The 16,529-nt window shown below is 64.9% G+C and carries 18 protein-coding genes and 1 pseudogene; 13 read left to right on the forward strand and 6 right to left on the reverse strand.

The window, feature by feature from the left end; all coding sequences use genetic code 11:
* Nucleotides 1–74 precede the first annotated feature (74 nt).
* From LWF01_RS05715 to lysA, 4 genes are all read left to right on the forward strand, one after another.
* On the forward strand, nt 75–1,742 hold the full coding sequence (locus LWF01_RS05715; RefSeq protein ID WP_349640080.1) for an aminotransferase class I/II-fold pyridoxal phosphate-dependent enzyme: 1,668 nt from the start codon (nt 75–77) through the stop codon (nt 1,740–1,742).
* Nucleotides 1,743–1,896: 154 nt separating this feature from the next.
* Entirely contained in the window at nt 1,897–3,318 is a 1,422-nt protein-coding gene (locus LWF01_RS05720) for an amino acid permease (protein ID WP_349640081.1), read from the forward strand.
* Complete coding sequence (locus tag LWF01_RS05725; RefSeq protein ID WP_349640082.1) at nt 3,315–4,250, forward strand: universal stress protein; 936 nt, start codon at nt 3,315–3,317, stop codon at nt 4,248–4,250. The genes LWF01_RS05720 and LWF01_RS05725 overlap by 4 nt, the downstream gene beginning before the upstream one ends.
* 109 nt (nt 4,251–4,359) lie before the next feature.
* Nucleotides 4,360–5,688, forward strand: coding sequence for a diaminopimelate decarboxylase (lysA, locus tag LWF01_RS05730; protein WP_349640083.1), 1,329 nt, complete (start codon nt 4,360–4,362; stop codon nt 5,686–5,688).
* A 238-nt stretch (nt 5,689–5,926) separates the two neighbouring features.
* Here the strand turns inward: lysA and LWF01_RS05735 are convergent, their stop codons facing one another.
* The 6 genes and pseudogenes from LWF01_RS05735 to LWF01_RS05760 form a co-directional block, all read right to left on the reverse strand.
* Nucleotides 5,927–7,447, reverse strand: coding sequence for a hypothetical protein (locus tag LWF01_RS05735; protein ID WP_349640084.1), 1,521 nt, complete (start codon nt 7,445–7,447; stop codon nt 5,927–5,929).
* On the reverse strand, nt 7,431–8,084 hold the full coding sequence (locus LWF01_RS05740) for an ABC transporter ATP-binding protein (RefSeq protein WP_349640085.1): 654 nt from the start codon (nt 8,082–8,084) through the stop codon (nt 7,431–7,433). The genes LWF01_RS05735 and LWF01_RS05740 overlap by 17 nt, the downstream gene beginning before the upstream one ends.
* Entirely contained in the window at nt 8,081–8,599 is a 519-nt protein-coding gene (locus LWF01_RS05745) for an ArsR/SmtB family transcription factor (protein WP_349640086.1), read from the reverse strand. The genes LWF01_RS05740 and LWF01_RS05745 overlap by 4 nt, the downstream gene beginning before the upstream one ends.
* A 242-nt stretch (nt 8,600–8,841) precedes the next feature.
* A pseudogene (locus tag LWF01_RS05750) lies at nt 8,842–9,099 on the reverse strand (ISL3 family transposase); the annotation flags it as partial.
* A gap of 123 nt (nt 9,100–9,222) precedes the next feature.
* Nucleotides 9,223–9,804, reverse strand: a complete 582-nt coding sequence (locus tag LWF01_RS05755) for a dihydrofolate reductase family protein (protein WP_349640087.1) — start codon at nt 9,802–9,804, stop codon at nt 9,223–9,225.
* Between the two features lie 63 nt (nt 9,805–9,867).
* On the reverse strand, nt 9,868–10,746 hold the full coding sequence (locus LWF01_RS05760) for an AraC family transcriptional regulator (RefSeq protein WP_349640088.1): 879 nt from the start codon (nt 10,744–10,746) through the stop codon (nt 9,868–9,870).
* A gap of 148 nt (nt 10,747–10,894) precedes the next feature.
* Between LWF01_RS05760 and LWF01_RS05765 the strand changes: the two genes are divergently transcribed.
* The 9 genes from LWF01_RS05765 (at nt 10,895) to ftsR (ending at nt 16,525) form a co-directional block, all read left to right on the forward strand.
* Complete coding sequence (locus LWF01_RS05765) at nt 10,895–11,143, forward strand: hypothetical protein (RefSeq protein WP_349640089.1); 249 nt, start codon at nt 10,895–10,897, stop codon at nt 11,141–11,143.
* On the forward strand, nt 11,140–12,108 hold the full coding sequence (locus LWF01_RS05770) for an SRPBCC family protein (protein WP_349640090.1): 969 nt from the start codon (nt 11,140–11,142) through the stop codon (nt 12,106–12,108). Before LWF01_RS05765 ends, LWF01_RS05770 begins: the two co-directional genes overlap by 4 nt.
* An 81-nt stretch (nt 12,109–12,189) precedes the next feature.
* Nucleotides 12,190–12,396 carry a helix-turn-helix domain-containing protein gene (locus LWF01_RS05775; RefSeq protein ID WP_349640091.1) on the forward strand — a complete coding sequence of 69 codons (207 nt, stop codon included), beginning with the start codon at nt 12,190–12,192 and terminating at the stop codon, nt 12,394–12,396.
* Between the two features lie 124 nt (nt 12,397–12,520).
* Nucleotides 12,521–13,510, forward strand: a complete 990-nt coding sequence (locus tag LWF01_RS05780) for a DUF881 domain-containing protein (RefSeq protein ID WP_349640092.1) — start codon at nt 12,521–12,523, stop codon at nt 13,508–13,510.
* Nucleotides 13,507–13,839 carry a small basic family protein gene (locus LWF01_RS05785; protein ID WP_349640093.1) on the forward strand — a complete coding sequence of 111 codons (333 nt, stop codon included), beginning with the start codon at nt 13,507–13,509 and terminating at the stop codon, nt 13,837–13,839. The genes LWF01_RS05780 and LWF01_RS05785 overlap by 4 nt, the downstream gene beginning before the upstream one ends.
* Nucleotides 13,836–14,750: a DUF881 domain-containing protein gene (locus LWF01_RS05790; protein ID WP_349640094.1), complete on the forward strand. Its 915-nt coding sequence runs from the start codon at nt 13,836–13,838 to the stop codon at nt 14,748–14,750. Before LWF01_RS05785 ends, LWF01_RS05790 begins: the two co-directional genes overlap by 4 nt.
* A gap of 113 nt (nt 14,751–14,863) precedes the next feature.
* On the forward strand, nt 14,864–15,253 hold the full coding sequence (gcvH, locus tag LWF01_RS05795; protein WP_349640095.1) for a glycine cleavage system protein GcvH: 390 nt from the start codon (nt 14,864–14,866) through the stop codon (nt 15,251–15,253).
* Nucleotides 15,254–15,269: 16 nt separating this feature from the next.
* The gene (locus LWF01_RS05800) at nt 15,270–15,797 is read left to right on the forward strand and encodes an FHA domain-containing protein (protein WP_349640096.1); all 528 of its coding nucleotides are present in this window, start codon (nt 15,270–15,272) and stop codon (nt 15,795–15,797) included.
* A 20-nt stretch (nt 15,798–15,817) separates the two neighbouring features.
* Nucleotides 15,818–16,525, forward strand: a complete 708-nt coding sequence (gene ftsR, locus LWF01_RS05805) for a transcriptional regulator FtsR (RefSeq protein ID WP_349640097.1) — start codon at nt 15,818–15,820, stop codon at nt 16,523–16,525.
* Nucleotides 16,526–16,529 lie beyond the last annotated feature (4 nt).

The raw sequence follows: 16,529 nt of genomic DNA on the forward strand, positions 1-16,529 counted from the left end.
TCTATAGCCTGTATGGAACGGGGGGAGACAAGTCAGGGATTCCGTCCCGCGGACGGCTGCGAAACGATGGAACTATGCCGCACGCCGACACTTCCACCGACGACCGTACGTTCCACGCCCCCGCTGAGGGAGCCAGCAATGCTCCCGCTGAGGGAGCCAGACCTGCCCGCGCCGAGGGAGCCAGCGATACCCCCGCTGAGGCAGCCGACCCTGCCCGCGCCGAGGGAGCCGGCCCAGCGTCGAGCAGCGGCACGACACAGCAGGCAACTCCCTATGCCGACGCGCTCCGGCGCTACGCGGCAGGGCGCCCGCTCCAGCTCATGGTGCCCGGCCACGGCGGGACAGACGCGGGGATCAGCGGCCGGCTCGCCGACTTCATCGGCGAAAAGGCTTTGCACCTCGACATCCCGATGCTGCTGGACGGCATCGACCTCGGCCCAGGCTCGCCATTCAGCCAGTCGCTCGCTCTGGCCGCCGAGGCCTGGGGAGCGCGTCGTACCTGGTTCCTGACCAACGGGGCATCGCAGGCCAATCGGATCGCGGCGCTCGCCGCGCGCGGCCTCGGCCAGCACGTCGTGTCGCAGCGCAGTGCGCACTCGAGCTTCAGCGACGGAGTGCTGCTCGCCGGGCTGAGCCCATCGTTCGTACTGCCCACGGTGGATGCGCGAAACGGGATCGCCCATGGCGTCTCGCCCCAGGTGCTCGACGAAGCGCTCGTCGCGGCGGCTCAGGCTGGCCAACCGGCCTCGGCTGTCTACGTCGTCTCGCCGAGCTACTTCGGCTCGGTCTCCGACATTCGCGGGCTCTCGGAGGTCGCACACGCCCATGGCGCTCCGCTTATCGTCGATGGCGCCTGGGGCCCGCACTTCGGCTTCCATCCGGATCTGCCGGAGTCGCCCGCGCGTCTCGGCGCCGACCTGGTGGTCTCCAGCACCCACAAACTCGCCGGATCGCTGACCCAGTCGGCGATGCTGCATCTCGGCGAGGGGCCATTCGCCGACGTGCTGGAACCGCTCGTCGAGCGCGCGTTCACCATGACCGCCTCGACGTCGTCGAGCGCACTTCTGATGGGGTCGCTCGACATTGCGCGCCAGGGGCTCGCGACCGGCAAGGACGCAATCGGGCAGTCGATCGAGGCCACCCAGCGCTTCCGGGAGATCCTTCGAGCGGATCCGCGTTTCGGCGTAGTCAGCGACACCTTCGACCGGTATCCCGATATCGCCGGCATCGACCTGCTGCGCGTTCCGATCGACCTGTCGGCCAACGGGGTCAGCGGTCACTGGGTGCGAAATCAGCTGATCGACGTGCACGGGATCTACTTTGAGATGTCGACGGCGACCACGCTCGTCGCGGTCGTCGGCCCAGGTAAAACCCCTGACTTCGATCGGGCGTACCGAGCACTGGTCGAGGTGGTCGAGTCGGCGGAGGCCGAGGCGGAACGGGTGGCTCATCGCGGCGAGGAAACCTTCCCCGCGCTGCCCGATCCCGGTCTGCTGCGGATGCGGCCCCGTGACAGCTTCTTCGCCGAGACCGACGTTGTACCCGCGGCCGAGGCCGTGGGGCGGGTTTCAGCTGACGCGCTGGCCGCCTACCCGCCCGGAATCCCCAATGTCATGCCCGGCGAGGAGATCACGGCCCAGGCGGTCGCGTTCCTCGAAGCGGTCGCTGCGTCACCCACCGGCTATGTGCGCGGGGCTGTCGATCCGCTCGTCACCCGCTTCCGGGTGGTGCGCGAGAGTTAAGAATTCGCGGCTTCGACCGCGATAGCCGCGCACTGCGGAGCGATTCCGGAGTGCGGCCCTTCCCCGCTTTCCAAATCAGCGGGGTGCCCGAGCGAAAAGATCCATTTCCGTCCGCCCCAGTGGACGGTGAGACAACGAAGTCTGGAGATCACACATGGCGACACTGCGACAACAGCTCTTTCGGGTGAAACCCGTCCCGAGAGACGGGGGCGAGAGCGGCAGCCAGCTGAAGCGGAGCATCGGCCTGTTTCAGCTCACACTGATCGGAGTCGGCGGCACCATCGGCACCGGAATCTTCTTCATCCTCTCCGAGGCAGTGCCGATCGCGGGTCCCGCCGTGATCTGGTCGTTCCTGATCGCGGGTCTTGTCGCCGGCCTGGCGGTGCTGTGCTACGCGGAGCTTGCGGGCAGTGTTCCGGTATCGGGATCGTCCTACTCGTACGCCTACAGCACGCTTGGCGAGATGCCGGCGATGGGCGTCGCCGCCTGCCTGTTGCTCGAGTACGGAGTGTCCACTGCCGCGGTTGCCGTCGGGTGGTCGCAGTACGTGAATCAGCTGTTCAACAACGTTTTCGGCTTCCGGCTGCCCGATGCGTTTTCCTTCGCTCCGGAAGAGGGCGGAATCATCAACCTTCCGGCCATCATCCTGATTGCGCTCTGCGCACTGTTGCTGATTCGCGGCACGGCCCACTCTGCGGTCACGAACACTGTGATGGTCATCATCAAGGTAGTCGTGCTGATCTTCTTCGCTGCGGTAGGGTTCACCGGCTGGAACGCGGATCACTTTGCCAACTTCGCGCCATTCGGCCTCGCCGGAGTGATGACCGGCGCCGGTGTCATCTTCTTCTCGTTCGTCGGACTCGACGCAGTCGCGACCGCCGGCGACGAGGCGAAGGACCCGCGTCGCAACCTTCCGATCGCCCTGATCGCCGCGCTCATCACGGTGACCGGCGTGTACGTGCTCGTCGCCATCGCCGCCCTTGGTGCGCAGGCCTCCGGCGAGTTCGAGGGGCAGTCGGCCGGCCTGTCCGCGATCCTCGAGAACATTGTCGGCGCGTCCTGGCCGGGCACCGTGGTCGCTGCCGGTGCTGTGATCTCGATCTTCAGCGTCACCCTCGTCACGTTGTACGGACAGACCCGCATCCTGTTCGCGATGTCCCGCGATGGGATGGCGCCGAAGGTCTTTCAGAAGGTTAATCCGCGCACCATGACCCCGGTCGCGAACACCGTGATCGTGTCGATCGTTGTCGCGATTCTCGCTGGCCTGATCCCGATCAACTTCCTTGCCGAGATGACGAGCATCGGCACCCTCGCCGCATTCCTCGTGGTCTCGATCGCGGTGATCGTGCTCCGCCGCCGCGAACCGGACCTGGAACGCAAGTTCAAGGTTCCCGGCTATCCGGTGGTCCCGATCCTGTCCATCATCGGCTGCCTCTGGATCATCAAGGACCTGCGTCCGATCACGATCATCGTCTTCGTGATCTGGACTGCGCTCGTGCTGGTCTGGTACTTCTTCACCGGACGCAAGAATTCGGTGCTCGGGCAGCAGCAGGCGGCCCTCGAGGTGTCGCGATGAGCATCGTCGTCGGCGTCGCACCCGGGCACTGCTCCCGCTCGGCGGTGCGGCTCGGCGTGCTGCTGGCCCGGTCGTACGAGCAGGATCTGGTGCTCGTCTCCGTCAACTCCGCCGCGTGGCCGCCGGTCGACAGCAAGGTGGATGCCGAGTACCAGGCATTCCTCGTCGGGAAAGCGCAGGCCGCACTTGACGAAGCCAAGGCGCTGGTTCCGGACGATCTGAACTCGAGCTACCTGGTGCGTGGCGCCTCCTCCGCCCGCCGCGGGCTGCTCGAGGTGTGCCGCGAGCTAGATGCGATGCGCCTGGTGGTGGGATCCGCCCCCGGGGGTGGCGATGGGCGGATCACTCTCGGATCGGTGTCCACCGGGCTGCTGCAGAGTGCCGGCCTCCCGGTCGCGCTCGCGCCGCACGGCTTCGATGTTCCCGATGGGGCGCGGCTGGAAAGGGTGACCGCCGCGTACAACGGGTCCGAGACCTCGGCCGAGCTGATGCTCGGAGCGGCCGCGATCGCCGCACATGCGCGTGCCGGCATCCGGATCGCCTCGTTCGCACCCCGGCCGCGCTCCGACGCGACCGCCCGAGTTGGGTTGAACGCCGAGTCCGACGTGATCGCAGAGTGGGGCGCCGTGATCCGCATGCACACCGATGAACTTCTCGGCGACATCGCGCAGTTCACGGTACAGCCAACCTCGGTCGAGGTGGCGGTCGGGGCAGGGAAGGATTGGGGTGCCGCAATGCGCAGCGTCGACTGGAAGCCTGCCGAGGTGTTGCTCGTCGGGTCGAGCAGCCTCGGTCCGCTCGCACGGGTGTCGCTCGGCTCGCACGCGGCGAAGATTGTCCGCAACTCGCCGGTACCGGTGGTGCTCGTGCCGCGACGGGCCAGCGAGGCCTACGCGGCACAAGTCGAACCCTTGACGGGGCCCCGGCTGTAGGCTGTCTCGGCTGGACCGGGATTAGGGCGAGTGCGCTCGAGCGGGGTGTTGGTGATTTCGTCCGAGAAGGTGATTTCGCCCGAGAATATGGAGAGAAATATTGAGCACGATGAGTGACGAACACGCCGGCACAACGGTCGATGACGCGCGGCCCAATCCGGAGGGCACCCGTCTCGGCGAGCTGTGGTCGATCCTGCCGGAGGAATCAAGCGTCGGCCCGGACGGTGTGCTCCAGATCGGCGGGGCTCCGGTGACCGAGCTGGCGCAACGCTTCGGCACCCCGCTCTACGTCTATGACGAGACGGGGCTGCGCCGCCAGATCCGTCGCTTCGTAGACGGCCTGCGTGAACGCTGGCCGAACTCCGAGGTGCTGTTCGCATCGAAGTCGTTCCCCGCGGTCGGCATGTACCGCCTGGCTCAGGAGGAAGGGCTGTCCGTCGACATCGCCGGTGGCGGTGAGCTGCGGCTGGCGCTTGCCGCCGGCGTGGATCCGGCCAGGCTGCACTTCCACGGAAATGCCAAGTCGGACGCGGAGCTGTCGATGGCGCTTGCGGCCGGAGTCGACACGATCATCGTCGACAACGAGGACGAGCTGGATCGGCTCGAGCGCTTGCTTGAGCGTCCGCAGAAGCTCCTGCTGCGGGTAATCCCGGGCGTCGAGGCGAAGACTCATGCCTCGCAGGCAACCGGCGGCCTCGACTCCAAGTTCGGCCTGCCGATGGACCAGGCCCGGCGGGCGATCGAGCGAATGCGAGCGCACCCGCTGATGGAGTTCGAGGGCGTCCACCTGCACATCGGCTCGCAGATTCTGGACACGGCGCAGTTCGCCGAGGCGGTTGCAAAGATCTCATCGGCCGGCAGCTTCTCCAGCTATGACGTGGGCGGCGGCCTCGGCGTGAAGTACACCTACGACGAGGTGGCGCCGGGCGTGGATGAGTACCTGGACGCAATCGTCACCGCCGCCAAGGCACACCTGCCCGAGGGTGCGCGGCTGCTGATCGAACCGGGTCGGTCGATCGTGGCCCGAGCGGGCGTGACTCTCTACGAGGTGACGACGGTGAAGCGGACCGGGCGGGTATTCGTGGCCGTCAACGGCGGGCTGGCCGACCAGCTGGACGCGGCTCTGACCGGTCAGCGCTTCGAAGCCGTGCTCGGCAATCGCGTGCTCGATCCGTGGACGGAGACCGCCCAGCTGGTGGGGCGGCAGTGCGAGTCCGGCGACCTGCTCGTGGATCAGGCGCCGCTTCCCGCCGCCCGGGTGGGCGATCTAGCGGTGCTGGCGACCACGGGAGCATACGGGTACACGCTCGCGAACAACTACAACGGCGCGTTGAAGCCGGCAATCGTCTTCGTCCGCAATGGCGAGGCGCGACTGGTCGTCCGGCGGGAAACCTACGACGACCTGCTTTCGACGCACGCCCCGGCGATCGAGGGGTAGGCCCGCGGCCAACGGCCGTCGGCACGGATCGTCTCGCGAAGGTCGAGGCGTACGACGATCCTGTTGAAAGAGTTCGCCGCGCAGGCGATCTTTTTGCCTCGGAGGATGTGCACCGGCTTGAACTCGCGGTCCGCGAATGGGCTCGCCATGACCCGTCGGTCGCGTCGCGCCTGCGGCGGATCGACAAGGTTGGCCACGGTACGGCCGGCGCGCTGGATGACGAGCGGGGGAGCGGACCCTACAATCTGCGTAGTCGGCGCCTCAGCAGGAACAGGAGTCCGGCCACAACTCCCATCGCTGTTGCGAAGGCGCTGAACAGATTTCCTGATGTTGTCAGCGACACGATTGCCGCTCCCGCGATCGTCGCGCTAAGCAGCGCATCAGTTTGCCAAGCGAGAATTACCAACCCGGAGAGGTCTCCTGCGGAGCTGGGAATGGGAGTCATCAGGATTGGTGGAAGCGGGCCTTTGGCGCTGTCATAAGCGCGAAGTATCACCAGCACAACCGCTACCGCCAACACAGCACTAGGGTGGCCGGGCGGCACGTTCAACAGGAACAGGGCAGCGGCGCCGGCGATCACCGCGACCAGCGCGAAAGTTGCGGGAAGAACTGCATGCAGTGAATACAGCAGCGAAGTGCCGTACCCGTAGAGAGCCGGTTTTCCGGTTGCTTCGGCTGCATGTCGGAACCCGTCGCTGAAGACACCAAGAGCGAGATAGCCAGCTGCGGAACCGATCCCGGCCAGCAACCACGAGGGGATGCCGGCCACAGCCGAGCCAAGGTGGCAGACCGAGCAGGCGACGATCAGGACCAATGTTCCGATGACGAATCTGCCGGGTGTGCGTAGCGTGCCGATAAGGTCTCGGAGCAGAAACCTGGTCAACACGTTGCTGCCCGTCACGGCGGTCCAGCTACGTCCGAGCGCTGGTCTCGCCCGGAAACCGCCGAGGGCGGCGGCGAAATCGCCGCTCATGGCCGAGATTCCTGCCGATCGCCATCTCGTTGCCTGCTCGAGCAGCGCCGAGCTGTCAAGGAGGTTCAGTAGGCGCGGCACCCAGAACAGCGAAGCGGCTGCGGCGAGCACGAGAAGTAGCGCCGCCCACGTTCCAGAAGCAGAAGTCCCCGGCCAGAGTATGCCATCCCATCCCCAGGGCAGGATGACTCGAAGCGGTTCAATAACCACCGTCAGCAGGGTTGCGCCAATAATGCTTGACGGCAGAATCCAGGGACGCCGGGATGTGCGTTGTCCAGCGAGCCAAACCGCGCAAGCAATGAAGGCAACGCTCGCGCACCCAATCACGAACCCCACTGCATCCAGCGGTGACGCCGCTCCGGCAGAAACCAGGACGCAGCTCACCAGTACGCCAAAAGCCATAAATACAGTCACGACAATGGAGGTCGAGATCGTGAACGGTCGCAGAAGTGTTCGGCTTCTTGCGAGGTCGGTGCTCGCCAACAGGGTGACGAAGAATGGCGACAGCGATACCGGTCCGCGTAGCTGCCCGAGGCTGGCGAAGCCGGCAAGGATCAGGCCGACCACGACACTGACCGCGGAACTCGAAGCAGGTGACTGCAGAAGGGACAGGACCGGCGGTTCGGTCAGGAGGATGATGATCGCGCGGATCAGGGGAATCCCGACGACCAGCACAATTATCCCTACCGCGTATGACGCAAAGCCGAGGTCTGCGATCCTCCTTGCGTCCTTCCGGTGGCGGTAACCGTGACGGACGGCGGCAAGACGGTCAGCCGCGGTTGCCATATACGCCTTCTGTGATGGACAGCACCTGGTCACTGACCGCGTCCACCAGCTGCTGGTTATGACTTGCCATCACAATGGTGGTGCCATTGTCGGCCAGGCCGCGCAACAGATCACTGACCATGTTCAGTCTCTCGCTGTCCAGACGCTGTTCCGGCTCATCGAGCAGGAGTACCTCGAATGACCGCGAGAGTGTCAGGGCCAAGGCAAACAACTGAGTTTGACCCGACGAGAGCTCGTGCGGGAACCGGGCGCCGAGCCGGGCGATTCCGAAATCGTGTAGGAGGCCGTCTACGCGCTCGTCAGCGACATCGAAATTCTGTCCCCAGGACGCTGCCACAAGTAGCATGTGTTCGCGCAATGTCAGGTTTCGCGCGAAAGCAGGCAGGCCAAGGAGTGCGGCCAGGCGGCCACGAAACTCGGGGATCCGCTCGTTCGGTGCGTTGCCGGCCACGGTAACCGTGCCCTCAGACGGCCGGCTGAGCCCGGTCAGCACCCGTAACAGCGTGGTCTTCCCTGCGCCATTCGAACCAGTCACCGCGAGCACCTGTCCGGCATCGATATCGAAGCTCACCGGCGCAAGAAGCACATGTCCGTCGATGGAGACACCCAGGCCGCTCGCTGAGATCAACGCGGTCATGCCGACGGGGTTCCGGCGGCAAGCAGAACCGCCAGCAACGGCACCACACGAGAGGCAGGGACCTCGAAATGCCCCCGTTTCGGAGAGGATAGCCATCCAGCTGCTGTCAGCTCTTTGAGATGGTGATAAACCTGTCCGCTCGTTCCCACTTCGACTTCTTCGGCGATCCGGGCGGCGCTGTTGGCGCCGTGCATGACGGCGTGCAGAATCCGTAATCGAACCGGGTTACCCAAAGCTGCCAGCCGACCGGCCTGCTCGGACCAATCGTCGGCGAGCAAGTCCGGTGCGGTCTGTGCGTACTGCCAGCGCACGACACTTCCGGCCGGCGTCGTCACGCTACCCGTGTACAACACGGCTCCCTTAGGCGCTCGGGCCTCCAGTCCGTCCAAAGCCCAGAACAGTTCGCCTTGCGTCGGCTGGGGGAGCGTCGCCTGACCGACGGCCTCCTGAGCGCTCAAACGGGCTACTGCTTCCTCAAGCGCCGAGAGTCGGGCCTCCAGATCAGTATCAGACATGGAAGCAAATCTACGCTATTCCGTTCTTTTATGAAGAGGATGTCGACACGGCCGCCACGGGTTTGTACCGGACGCCTTCGGTTCGCACCGAACGCTGCTCGCTGGCCTGATGCTTTTCAGAAGTGGAGTCGCTGAGAGTGTGGGTGAGCCGCCGACTGAGAAGCCCGCAATGGCGCCCGTGACGCGAGTGCGACGCAATCTAGCTCTTCACAAAGTGGGGTGTAGTTGCGGCCTGAAGCCTCCTCGGCGACCCGGGCCACGGTCAGGTGCTGGCACACGATCGCCTCGAGTGCCCACCGCAGCCCGCGACGCTCCCGGGTCACGGTGTCGCGCGGTACGCCTTCGCGACCACAGCGGCGGCACCACTGGTCCGGCTCGACGACCCGGCATGCCAGCACCGCACGGTCGGGCCTGAGTCGTTGGCCGGTGACGGCCAGGCCGAGCCCATCGAGCCGGCAGAACCTGGTCAGGTCAGGGCTGGCGAACGTAGCGTCAGACAAGTCGAGGTCCGCCGATCTGGAGACCTCGACTTCCATCCCGGGATAGCGATGCACAAACGCAGCCGGAGGCCCCATCTCGTGTCACCGTCGCAGTCGACTTCTTCGCGTACCCACTCAGATCGGTCAACGGCGCACCCGATAGCGCAGGTGAAGCACCCGGTTGCCCTGAACAACTACGTCTGGGTCTTCCAGCAGGTGCTGCGAGTCGACGGAGCCGAAGTAGCGCTTGCCGCACCCGAGCACGACGGGTGCGACGTCCATGCGTACCTCGTCGACCAAACCTGCGGCGAGCACCTGGCCGCCGACGTCGCCAGCAGCGACCTCCACAGCGCGGTCACCCGCGAGCTCCTTCGCCTTGGTCACGGCCGCCTCGATGTCGTGGACGAAGTGAAACGGCGCGTTGGGGTCCCAGCCCTCGGGCGGCGGCCGGTGCGTCACGACGACCACGTGGTCGACACCGCTCGGCGGCGTGCCGTCCCAACCGTCCGTCATGTCGAAGACGTGGCGTCCGGCGATCGTCACCCCGATCTGGTCCCAGTAGGGCCGGATGTGGTCGTAGGACGCTTGCGACACGTTCAGTACGCCGCTGTCGTCCAGCGGCACGTCACCGCTGACCAGCCATTCGAACAGCGGACCGGGATCGTCGTTCTCAGCCGCGATGAAGCCATCCACCGAGACCGACGCATTCATGACTACTTTCCCCATTGGTTCCTCCTCTGTGTAGAGTCCCAAGTCTCGTGTGCCGTGAGAGGTCGCTCTTGTAAGAAATCAATCGGCCGGCAGCGGCCAGCCCTCCAGTGCGTGGTCTGGATGCTCGCGTAGGAAGCGTTGCCGGACTTCGACATATCGGGTCGGAGTGAGCCCGGTGTACTCCCGGAACTCGTGGACGAAGTGGGCCTGGTCGAAGTAGCCCGCGCGGGCGGCAACGTCGCCCCAGTCGATCAGTGCAGCGACGTCGATCGCTAACACGGTGGAGGTGAAACGGTAGCTGCGTGCCAGCCGCTTTGGCGTGACGCCGATGACCTCCTTGAACCGCTTCGCCAAGTAGGTGCTGCTGACGCGGGCTGCCATGCCGAGTTCGCTGATCGGCACCGCTCCGCCGGTTGCCGCGATGGCGCTGCTCATGTGGCGGACGATGTCCAGGCCGTCGATCGCGCGCAGCCGTCGCACCAGTTCCTCCTCGAGCACCATCAGCATTTCGTGCGGTGCGTCCGCCAAGGTCAGTCGACGGCGCAACTCAGCGATAGCGGGCCGGCCCCAGATCTGCTCCACAGTCGCCGGTCGATCGCACAACTCGGCAGCAGACAGCGGAAGGAACGGTGCCAGCCCCCACGGCTTGAAGTGGACGCCAACGGACCGGGTCGGGGTTGGGTAGCCGAACTCCCACGCACGGGTGGGCGTGGTGACCGCGCAGCCGTCGGTGTATTCCACGGGTTCTACGTCGGTGCCTGCGCGGATGAGAAACGGCGCCCCGAGGTTGACGATGAGCAAAGGCGCGGGGGCTGCCGGCAGTATCAACCGGGAGTACGGCGGGGCGCCCTCCAGGTAGTAGAGGTCGTCGATCAGCCCGTCGAGCGGCGGACCGGGCACCCTGGACACATACTCCATGCTTACATCATCGCCGACGTCCCATCTGGCATCACGCACCGCCGCAAGCATCGAGCAGGCGCCGATCCCGGACGGGCGCCCCGGCATTTCGGGCCCGAACTACACCCCACTTTGTGAAGAGCCCGCAATCTGCGCAAATAAGCAACCCAGGTTGCTATTTGATCATTGGCAATGTAGGTTGCTAAGCATGGAGTCGCAGGAGGTCGCTGTCGCAGCATCCGACACGTCCGACCCCCGGGCGGGTCTGAGGGCGGTGTCATCATTGCGGATGCTGGCCGAGTCTTTGGAGTTCCGGCAGGTCGAGGCCGCGCTGCGAGCGGGTATGAGCTGGCTCGAGGTCGCCGAAGCGCTTGGGGTGTCTCGTCAGGCGGTCCACAAGAAGTACGCCAAGCGGATCGACCCATCCATCGTTGTGCCGAGGAGGAACCGGTCATGAGTAAGCTATCCAGGGCATTCGAACTGAGCCAGCAGGTGTCGATCGCCGCGAACGAGGAAGCGTCGCGCTGGGGACAGCCGCAGATCGATATCGACCACGTATTCCTCGCCCTGTTAGTCACTGGCGGACGAGCGGGGCATATCCTGCGCGGACAAGACGTGAGTCTTGACGAGGCGCGGACGGCAGTACAGGCCCTGCATGCCGAACAGGTGGCCAGTTTGGGTATCTCGGTCCCCGAAATGGAACCAGTCCCAATTGCCGACCCGTCGATCGGGAACATCGACTGGTCGCCGCGCGGACTTGCGGTGATGCGCGATTCCTCGGACTACAGCGACGACCTGGACCTGCTTGTCGCATTGATCGATGAGCCGTCAGGGTTTATCTCGGCGGTGCTCAAGCGCCTCCGGCTCGATCCCAACGAGGTCCGCCGCGCGGTAGGCGAGGCTCGGGCGACGCCGGACACCGACCGCGTGGCTGACCCAGGCAACTCGGGGTGGTGTTCGGTCAGCAATACCGGGTTTATCCCCGCGTCGTTGGCCCAAGTCTGGGCGCTGCTGGCTGACGTATCGCGACGACCAGAGTGGGACAGTTGCGTCGGCCGGGTCGAGCGCGTGGACGCGGAGAGCTGGGACCTATGGGTTGCCACCCGGCGGTCTGACGGCAAGCCGGTCAGGATTCGGCGGGACTTTCGGCGCTCCCGGATTCGCCAGATCGCTATCGAACCGCAGCACAGAGTGGTCTGGGAGATCACCCAACCTGACCGCGGGCGCCGGACCATCACACAGCGCTTCGCGGTGACGCTGGCCGAAACAACAGGTGGGACCTCGATCGACTCCAGCTTTCAGTGGCGCCGGACCGGTGGGTGGCGCGGTATCGCCCAGCGTCCGTTGGCTCCGCTGTACCGGTTTGTCATGCGCCAGCGGCTGTTCGCTACGGTCGGAGGGATTTCACGCACCTTCCGCTGATATTTGTCTCCGGGCGGTGCACGTTCGTGCACTTTGGATATAGTGCATGTACGTGCACTCTCACGGCCGGGCGGAGAAAGTATGTTCAGGACACCTCGTGATGCAGGGATGCTCTTGCGGCGGCTGCGTGAAGATGCTGGTTGGTCGCAAGCCGTGCTGGCCGAGCGCGCAGGGGTGTCTAAACGATGGCTGGTCAACTTTGAGAACGGCAAACCCTCAGTGGATATGTCCATGGTGATGGATTGTTTCGCCGTGCTGGGCGCCGGCTTTGAGGTCGTGCGGGAATAGTCTGCAGAGAAGGTCAGGCGTCCGACGGTGCGTCACCATGGGAAGCAATAGGCTTGTACCGGCAAACGTCGCGATCGGTAGCAGTGACAACCACAGAGAGAGCTGCAGGGAAGGGAGGAATGACGTGAGTTCGAGTCCCAGGCATGGCCGGCACGCCGGTGCTCCCGAAGCGGTCGTGAGCGGCGCCTCCGAGGCGGTCGCGAGCGGCGCTCCCGCCGAGAAGCCTTCTCCCGCCGCGTCCGCCTCCCATCGTTCCGATGACTCCGGTGGCCGGGCGCCGACCCGGAACAGTTACACGATGAGCCTGCTCCAGTCGCTGTGGGAGGACACCCCTGAGCCGGATTACGACCGAGTTGCCGGAGAGCCGCGTCGCAAGCTGTCGCCGTCCCGGGCGCTGTTCACCGTGGTGATCGCGCTCGTTCTCGGCTTCGCGATCTCCATCGCCACCATCCAGCTGCGCACGCCGACCCCCGAGGGTGACCGTGCCCGCGACTACCTGCTGACCGAGATCGACAACCGCACGGAGTCCGCCGCCGAACTCGGCAGGTCCAACGCACAGCTTTCCAGCGAGATACAGGGCATTCAGGACAAGGCACTCGCCGCCGGTGACGATGAGCTCCTGGAGCGAACCCGCAGGCTCGAGGAGCTGTCTGGCGCTACCGAAGTCAAGGGCGCCGGCGTCACCATCACTATTGACGACGCACGTGGATCGTCATTCGATGGCAGTGGACCTCGCGAAGGCTCCAGTGCCGTGAACACCGTCCGGGACAGCGACCTGCAAACCGCCGTGAATGGACTCTGGGCAGCCGGCGCCCAAGGTATTTCGATCAACGGCCAGCGATTGACCGGCCTGACCTCGATCCGCAATGCCGGTGAGGCGATTCTGGTCGACTACACGCCGCTGAGACCGCCCTATGTCATTTCAGCTATCGGCGACCCGGTAAAACTTCAATCGTCATTCGCCCGGTTACCGGCGGCGAGTTACCTGCAGAGTCTCAAATCTAATTATGGAATCCGGGTCGAGATCGCGCCTCAGGACGATCTCACCCTGCCGGCCTCCGGCACGCTCCGTTTGGATTCCGCAAGGCCCAAAAATCTTAAGGGGAGTTTGTGATAGCCATTCTTGGGCTCGTCGTCGGAGTTGTGCTCGGACTCTGGCTCGATCCGGCCGTGCCGGCGATTATTCAGCCGTACCTGCCGATCGCCGTCGTCGCCGCACTCGATGCGCTCGCCGGCGCATTGCGCGCTGTTCTGGCCGGCACTTTCAATGACCGGGTCTTCACAGTCTCATTCCTTTCGAATGTTGTCGTCGCCGCCCTGATTGTCTTCCTTGGCGATCAGCTCGGGGTCGGTTCCCAGCTGTCCACCGGCGTTGTCGTCGTCCTCGGCATTCGAATCTTCACTAACGCCGCGGCCATCCGCAGACAGCTGTTCAAGGCATGAGTGCGAAGCACGCCGACAATCCGGCCCAGCGTGACGACGATCCGGCCCAGCACGCCGACAATCCGGCCCAGCGTGACGACGATCCGGCCCAGCCGGAACGCGATTTCGCCAGCGCGCAGGATGCCGCAGTCGAGCGGGAGCGGCCAGAAACCGAGGCCGCCGGGTCGGAGACGCTGCCGAGCAGGGGAGCCGGCAATGACGGGCCGCCGAGGACCCGCGACGGCAGGTCACCCTGGCAGCGACTGCGCTATGCCGCCTCGATGAAGACCGTACGCTCCCAAATTCTGGCCGCGATTCTGCTTGCGATTTTGGGATTCGGGGTAGTTGCCCAGGTTAAACAGACCGATGAAAGCGGTTTGAGTTCGCTGTCGGAATCCGATCTGGTCCGGGTCCTCGACGATGTGACGGAACGAAATGACCGGCTGCAGGCCGAAATGGAAGAGCTCGAACAAACCCGGCGTGAACTGGAATCCGGCTCGAACCAGCAGGCTCTGGCGGAGGAACAAGCCAAAGAACGGGCCGACACTCTCGCCATCCTGGCCGGAACGGCGCCAGCCACCGGGCCTGGAGTAATCCTGACCATCACCGACCCGGATGCCGCTGTCACGGCCGGCGACTTCGTCAACCTGATCCAGGAGCTGCGCGACGCCGGTGCCGAGGCGATTCAGGTCAACGGCTCCCGCGTGGTTGCCAACACCGCGTTTCTGCCCGCTGAGGACGGCGGCGTCGCGATCGGAAATGCCAACCTGACCCGGCCGTACACGATCGCGGTGATCGGTGATCCTGACACGATTTCGACCGCACTACGGATTCCGGGAGGCGTCGAGGATGCCGTGAATCAGCGTGGCGGCAGCCTCGCGATTAAAGCCCAGGAATCTGTTGACGTATCCGCCGTGATTGCTTCAGGATGATCTGGACACCGCAACGCCGTAATGGGATTGTTAACTTTTCGACGAATAATTACCCCAATAACGGCGGGGACCGTTACCGTAGGTAAACCACTTGTTCGAAAAGGAGAAGCCCAATGGCCGAATTGCAGTACCCGGAAGGTCTTCAGTACACGGCCGAACACGAATGGGTGGCAGGAACCGACTCCGAATCGGTAGTGCGGGTCGGGATCACCGCATTTGCCCAGGACGCCCTTGGCGACGTGGTTTTTGTCGACCTTCCGGCCGTTGGGGACCAGATCGCCGGCGGGTCCACCTGCGGCGAAGTGGAATCGACCAAGAGCGTGAGCGATATCTTCGCGCCGCTCTCGGGCACTGTTTCGGCGATCAATGAAACGCTGGAAGCGACCCCCGAACTGATTAACAGTGATCCATACGGACAGGGCTGGCTTTTCGAAATCGATGTCGACGACATATCGACGTCTGCATCACTGCTGTCGGCAGCCGACTACCGGCAGCTCGTCTGAGGCGAAGGAACACATCATGAGTCACGAGAATCATTCCGACGAATCCTCCGACTACACGACGTCGCAGCCGAGAGTGGATGCCGGGCAGGGCCAGGAAGAGCACACGGACGAGCGCCCTGCTGACGACCGGAACGGCGTTTCGTCCACTCTGGGAGCCCCGACGTCGCCAGCGGACATCACCGATCCGCGCACCGGCGAGATCCTGACACCCGAAGATGCCGCAACCTTCGAGTCGCTGCCGGCTGGCTCTGCCCTGCTGTTCGTGGTCAGCGGTCCCGACCAGGGATCGCGTATCCTGCTCGACCAGGACACCGTCAGCGTCGGTCGCAGCACCGGAGCCGACATATTTCTGGATGACGTCACCGTCTCCCGCAAGCACGCCCAGTTCATCCGCACCGCCGATGGCTACCAGCTACGCGACACCGGCTCGCTGAACGGCACCTACGTCGGCAAGGAGCGGGTCGACGTGCATCAGCTGAAGGCCGGCGACGAAGTGCAGATCGGCAAGTTCCGGATGATCTACCACACCAGCCCGCGTTCCTAGCCCGGCCTGGCAGGGTAGCTGTGCCGGCATTAACCATCGGCGGCGTCCTGGCTGCCCTGGCGGACGAGTTCGACGGCATCACCAGTTCGAAGGTCCGTTTCTGGGAAAGTCAGGGCCTGATCCAACCGAGGAGGACGGCGTCCGGCTACCGGCAGTACTTCGCCGCCGATGTCGAGCGGATCCGGCTGATCTGCAGGTTGCAGCAGACCCGGCATCTTCCGCTTGACGCGATCCGGTCCTACCTCGATGACCTCGACCGTGGCCTGGAGGTGGAGCTGCCCAGCAACCAGCCACCGCGGGTCCCGCAGTTTTCGCTTGAGACGGAACATCCTGCGGGCCGGGCGATGCTTGCCGCCAAGCGGCTTCGACTCAGCCGCAATGAGCTATGTCAGGCGGCGCAGATCAGCGCACGATTCCTCACCGAGCTCGGCGAGTTCTCGCTCGTCGACAGCTCCAAGGAACAGTACGACGAGGACGACGTCGTCATCGCCGGCACCGCGCGCGTGCTCGCCGGGCACGGGATTGAGCCGCGCCATCTGAAGCGATTCAAGACGGTTGCCGAGACCGATGCCGGTCTGATCGAGGGTGCCGTCGGCTCGCTGCTGGCCCGGAAGACAGCAGCGGCGCAGGCCGAAGCCGGATCCCGGAGCAGCGAGATCGCGGCCGCGTGCGCCCAGCTGCACGGCGTGCTGCTCAACGCCCGTCTCGATCGTCTGCTGAGGTCTTAAGCTG

The organism is Saxibacter everestensis, from assembly GCF_025787225.1.
In the GTDB taxonomy this organism is placed as follows: domain Bacteria; phylum Actinomycetota; class Actinomycetes; order Actinomycetales; family Brevibacteriaceae; genus Saxibacter; species Saxibacter everestensis.

Bases quoted from the DNA above. Each gene is read 5' to 3' on its own strand.
- LWF01_RS05740 (WP_349640085.1), bottom strand. From the start codon at position 8,084: ATGACCGCGTTGATCTCAGCGAGCGGCCTGGGTGTCTCCATCGACGGA.
- LWF01_RS05720 (WP_349640081.1), top strand. From the start codon at position 1,897: ATGGCGACACTGCGACAACAGCTCTTTCGGGTGAAACCCGTCCCGAGA.
- gcvH (WP_349640095.1), top strand. From the start codon at position 14,864: ATGGCCGAATTGCAGTACCCGGAAGGTCTTCAGTACACGGCCGAACAC.
- LWF01_RS05770 (WP_349640090.1), top strand. From the start codon at position 11,140: ATGAGTAAGCTATCCAGGGCATTCGAACTGAGCCAGCAGGTGTCGATC.
- LWF01_RS05755 (WP_349640087.1), bottom strand. From the start codon at position 9,804: ATGGGGAAAGTAGTCATGAATGCGTCGGTCTCGGTGGATGGCTTCATC.
- LWF01_RS05745 (WP_349640086.1), bottom strand. From the start codon at position 8,599: ATGTCTGATACTGATCTGGAGGCCCGACTCTCGGCGCTTGAGGAAGCA.
- LWF01_RS05735 (WP_349640084.1), bottom strand. From the start codon at position 7,447: ATGGCAACCGCGGCTGACCGTCTTGCCGCCGTCCGTCACGGTTACCGC.
- LWF01_RS05800 (WP_349640096.1), top strand. From the start codon at position 15,270: ATGAGTCACGAGAATCATTCCGACGAATCCTCCGACTACACGACGTCG.
- LWF01_RS05790 (WP_349640094.1), top strand. From the start codon at position 13,836: ATGAGTGCGAAGCACGCCGACAATCCGGCCCAGCGTGACGACGATCCG.
- LWF01_RS05765 (WP_349640089.1), top strand. From the start codon at position 10,895: ATGGAGTCGCAGGAGGTCGCTGTCGCAGCATCCGACACGTCCGACCCC.
- LWF01_RS05715 (WP_349640080.1), top strand. From the start codon at position 75: ATGCCGCACGCCGACACTTCCACCGACGACCGTACGTTCCACGCCCCC.
- lysA (WP_349640083.1), top strand. From the start codon at position 4,360: ATGAGTGACGAACACGCCGGCACAACGGTCGATGACGCGCGGCCCAAT.
- LWF01_RS05725 (WP_349640082.1), top strand. From the start codon at position 3,315: ATGAGCATCGTCGTCGGCGTCGCACCCGGGCACTGCTCCCGCTCGGCG.
- LWF01_RS05775 (WP_349640091.1), top strand. From the start codon at position 12,190: ATGTTCAGGACACCTCGTGATGCAGGGATGCTCTTGCGGCGGCTGCGT.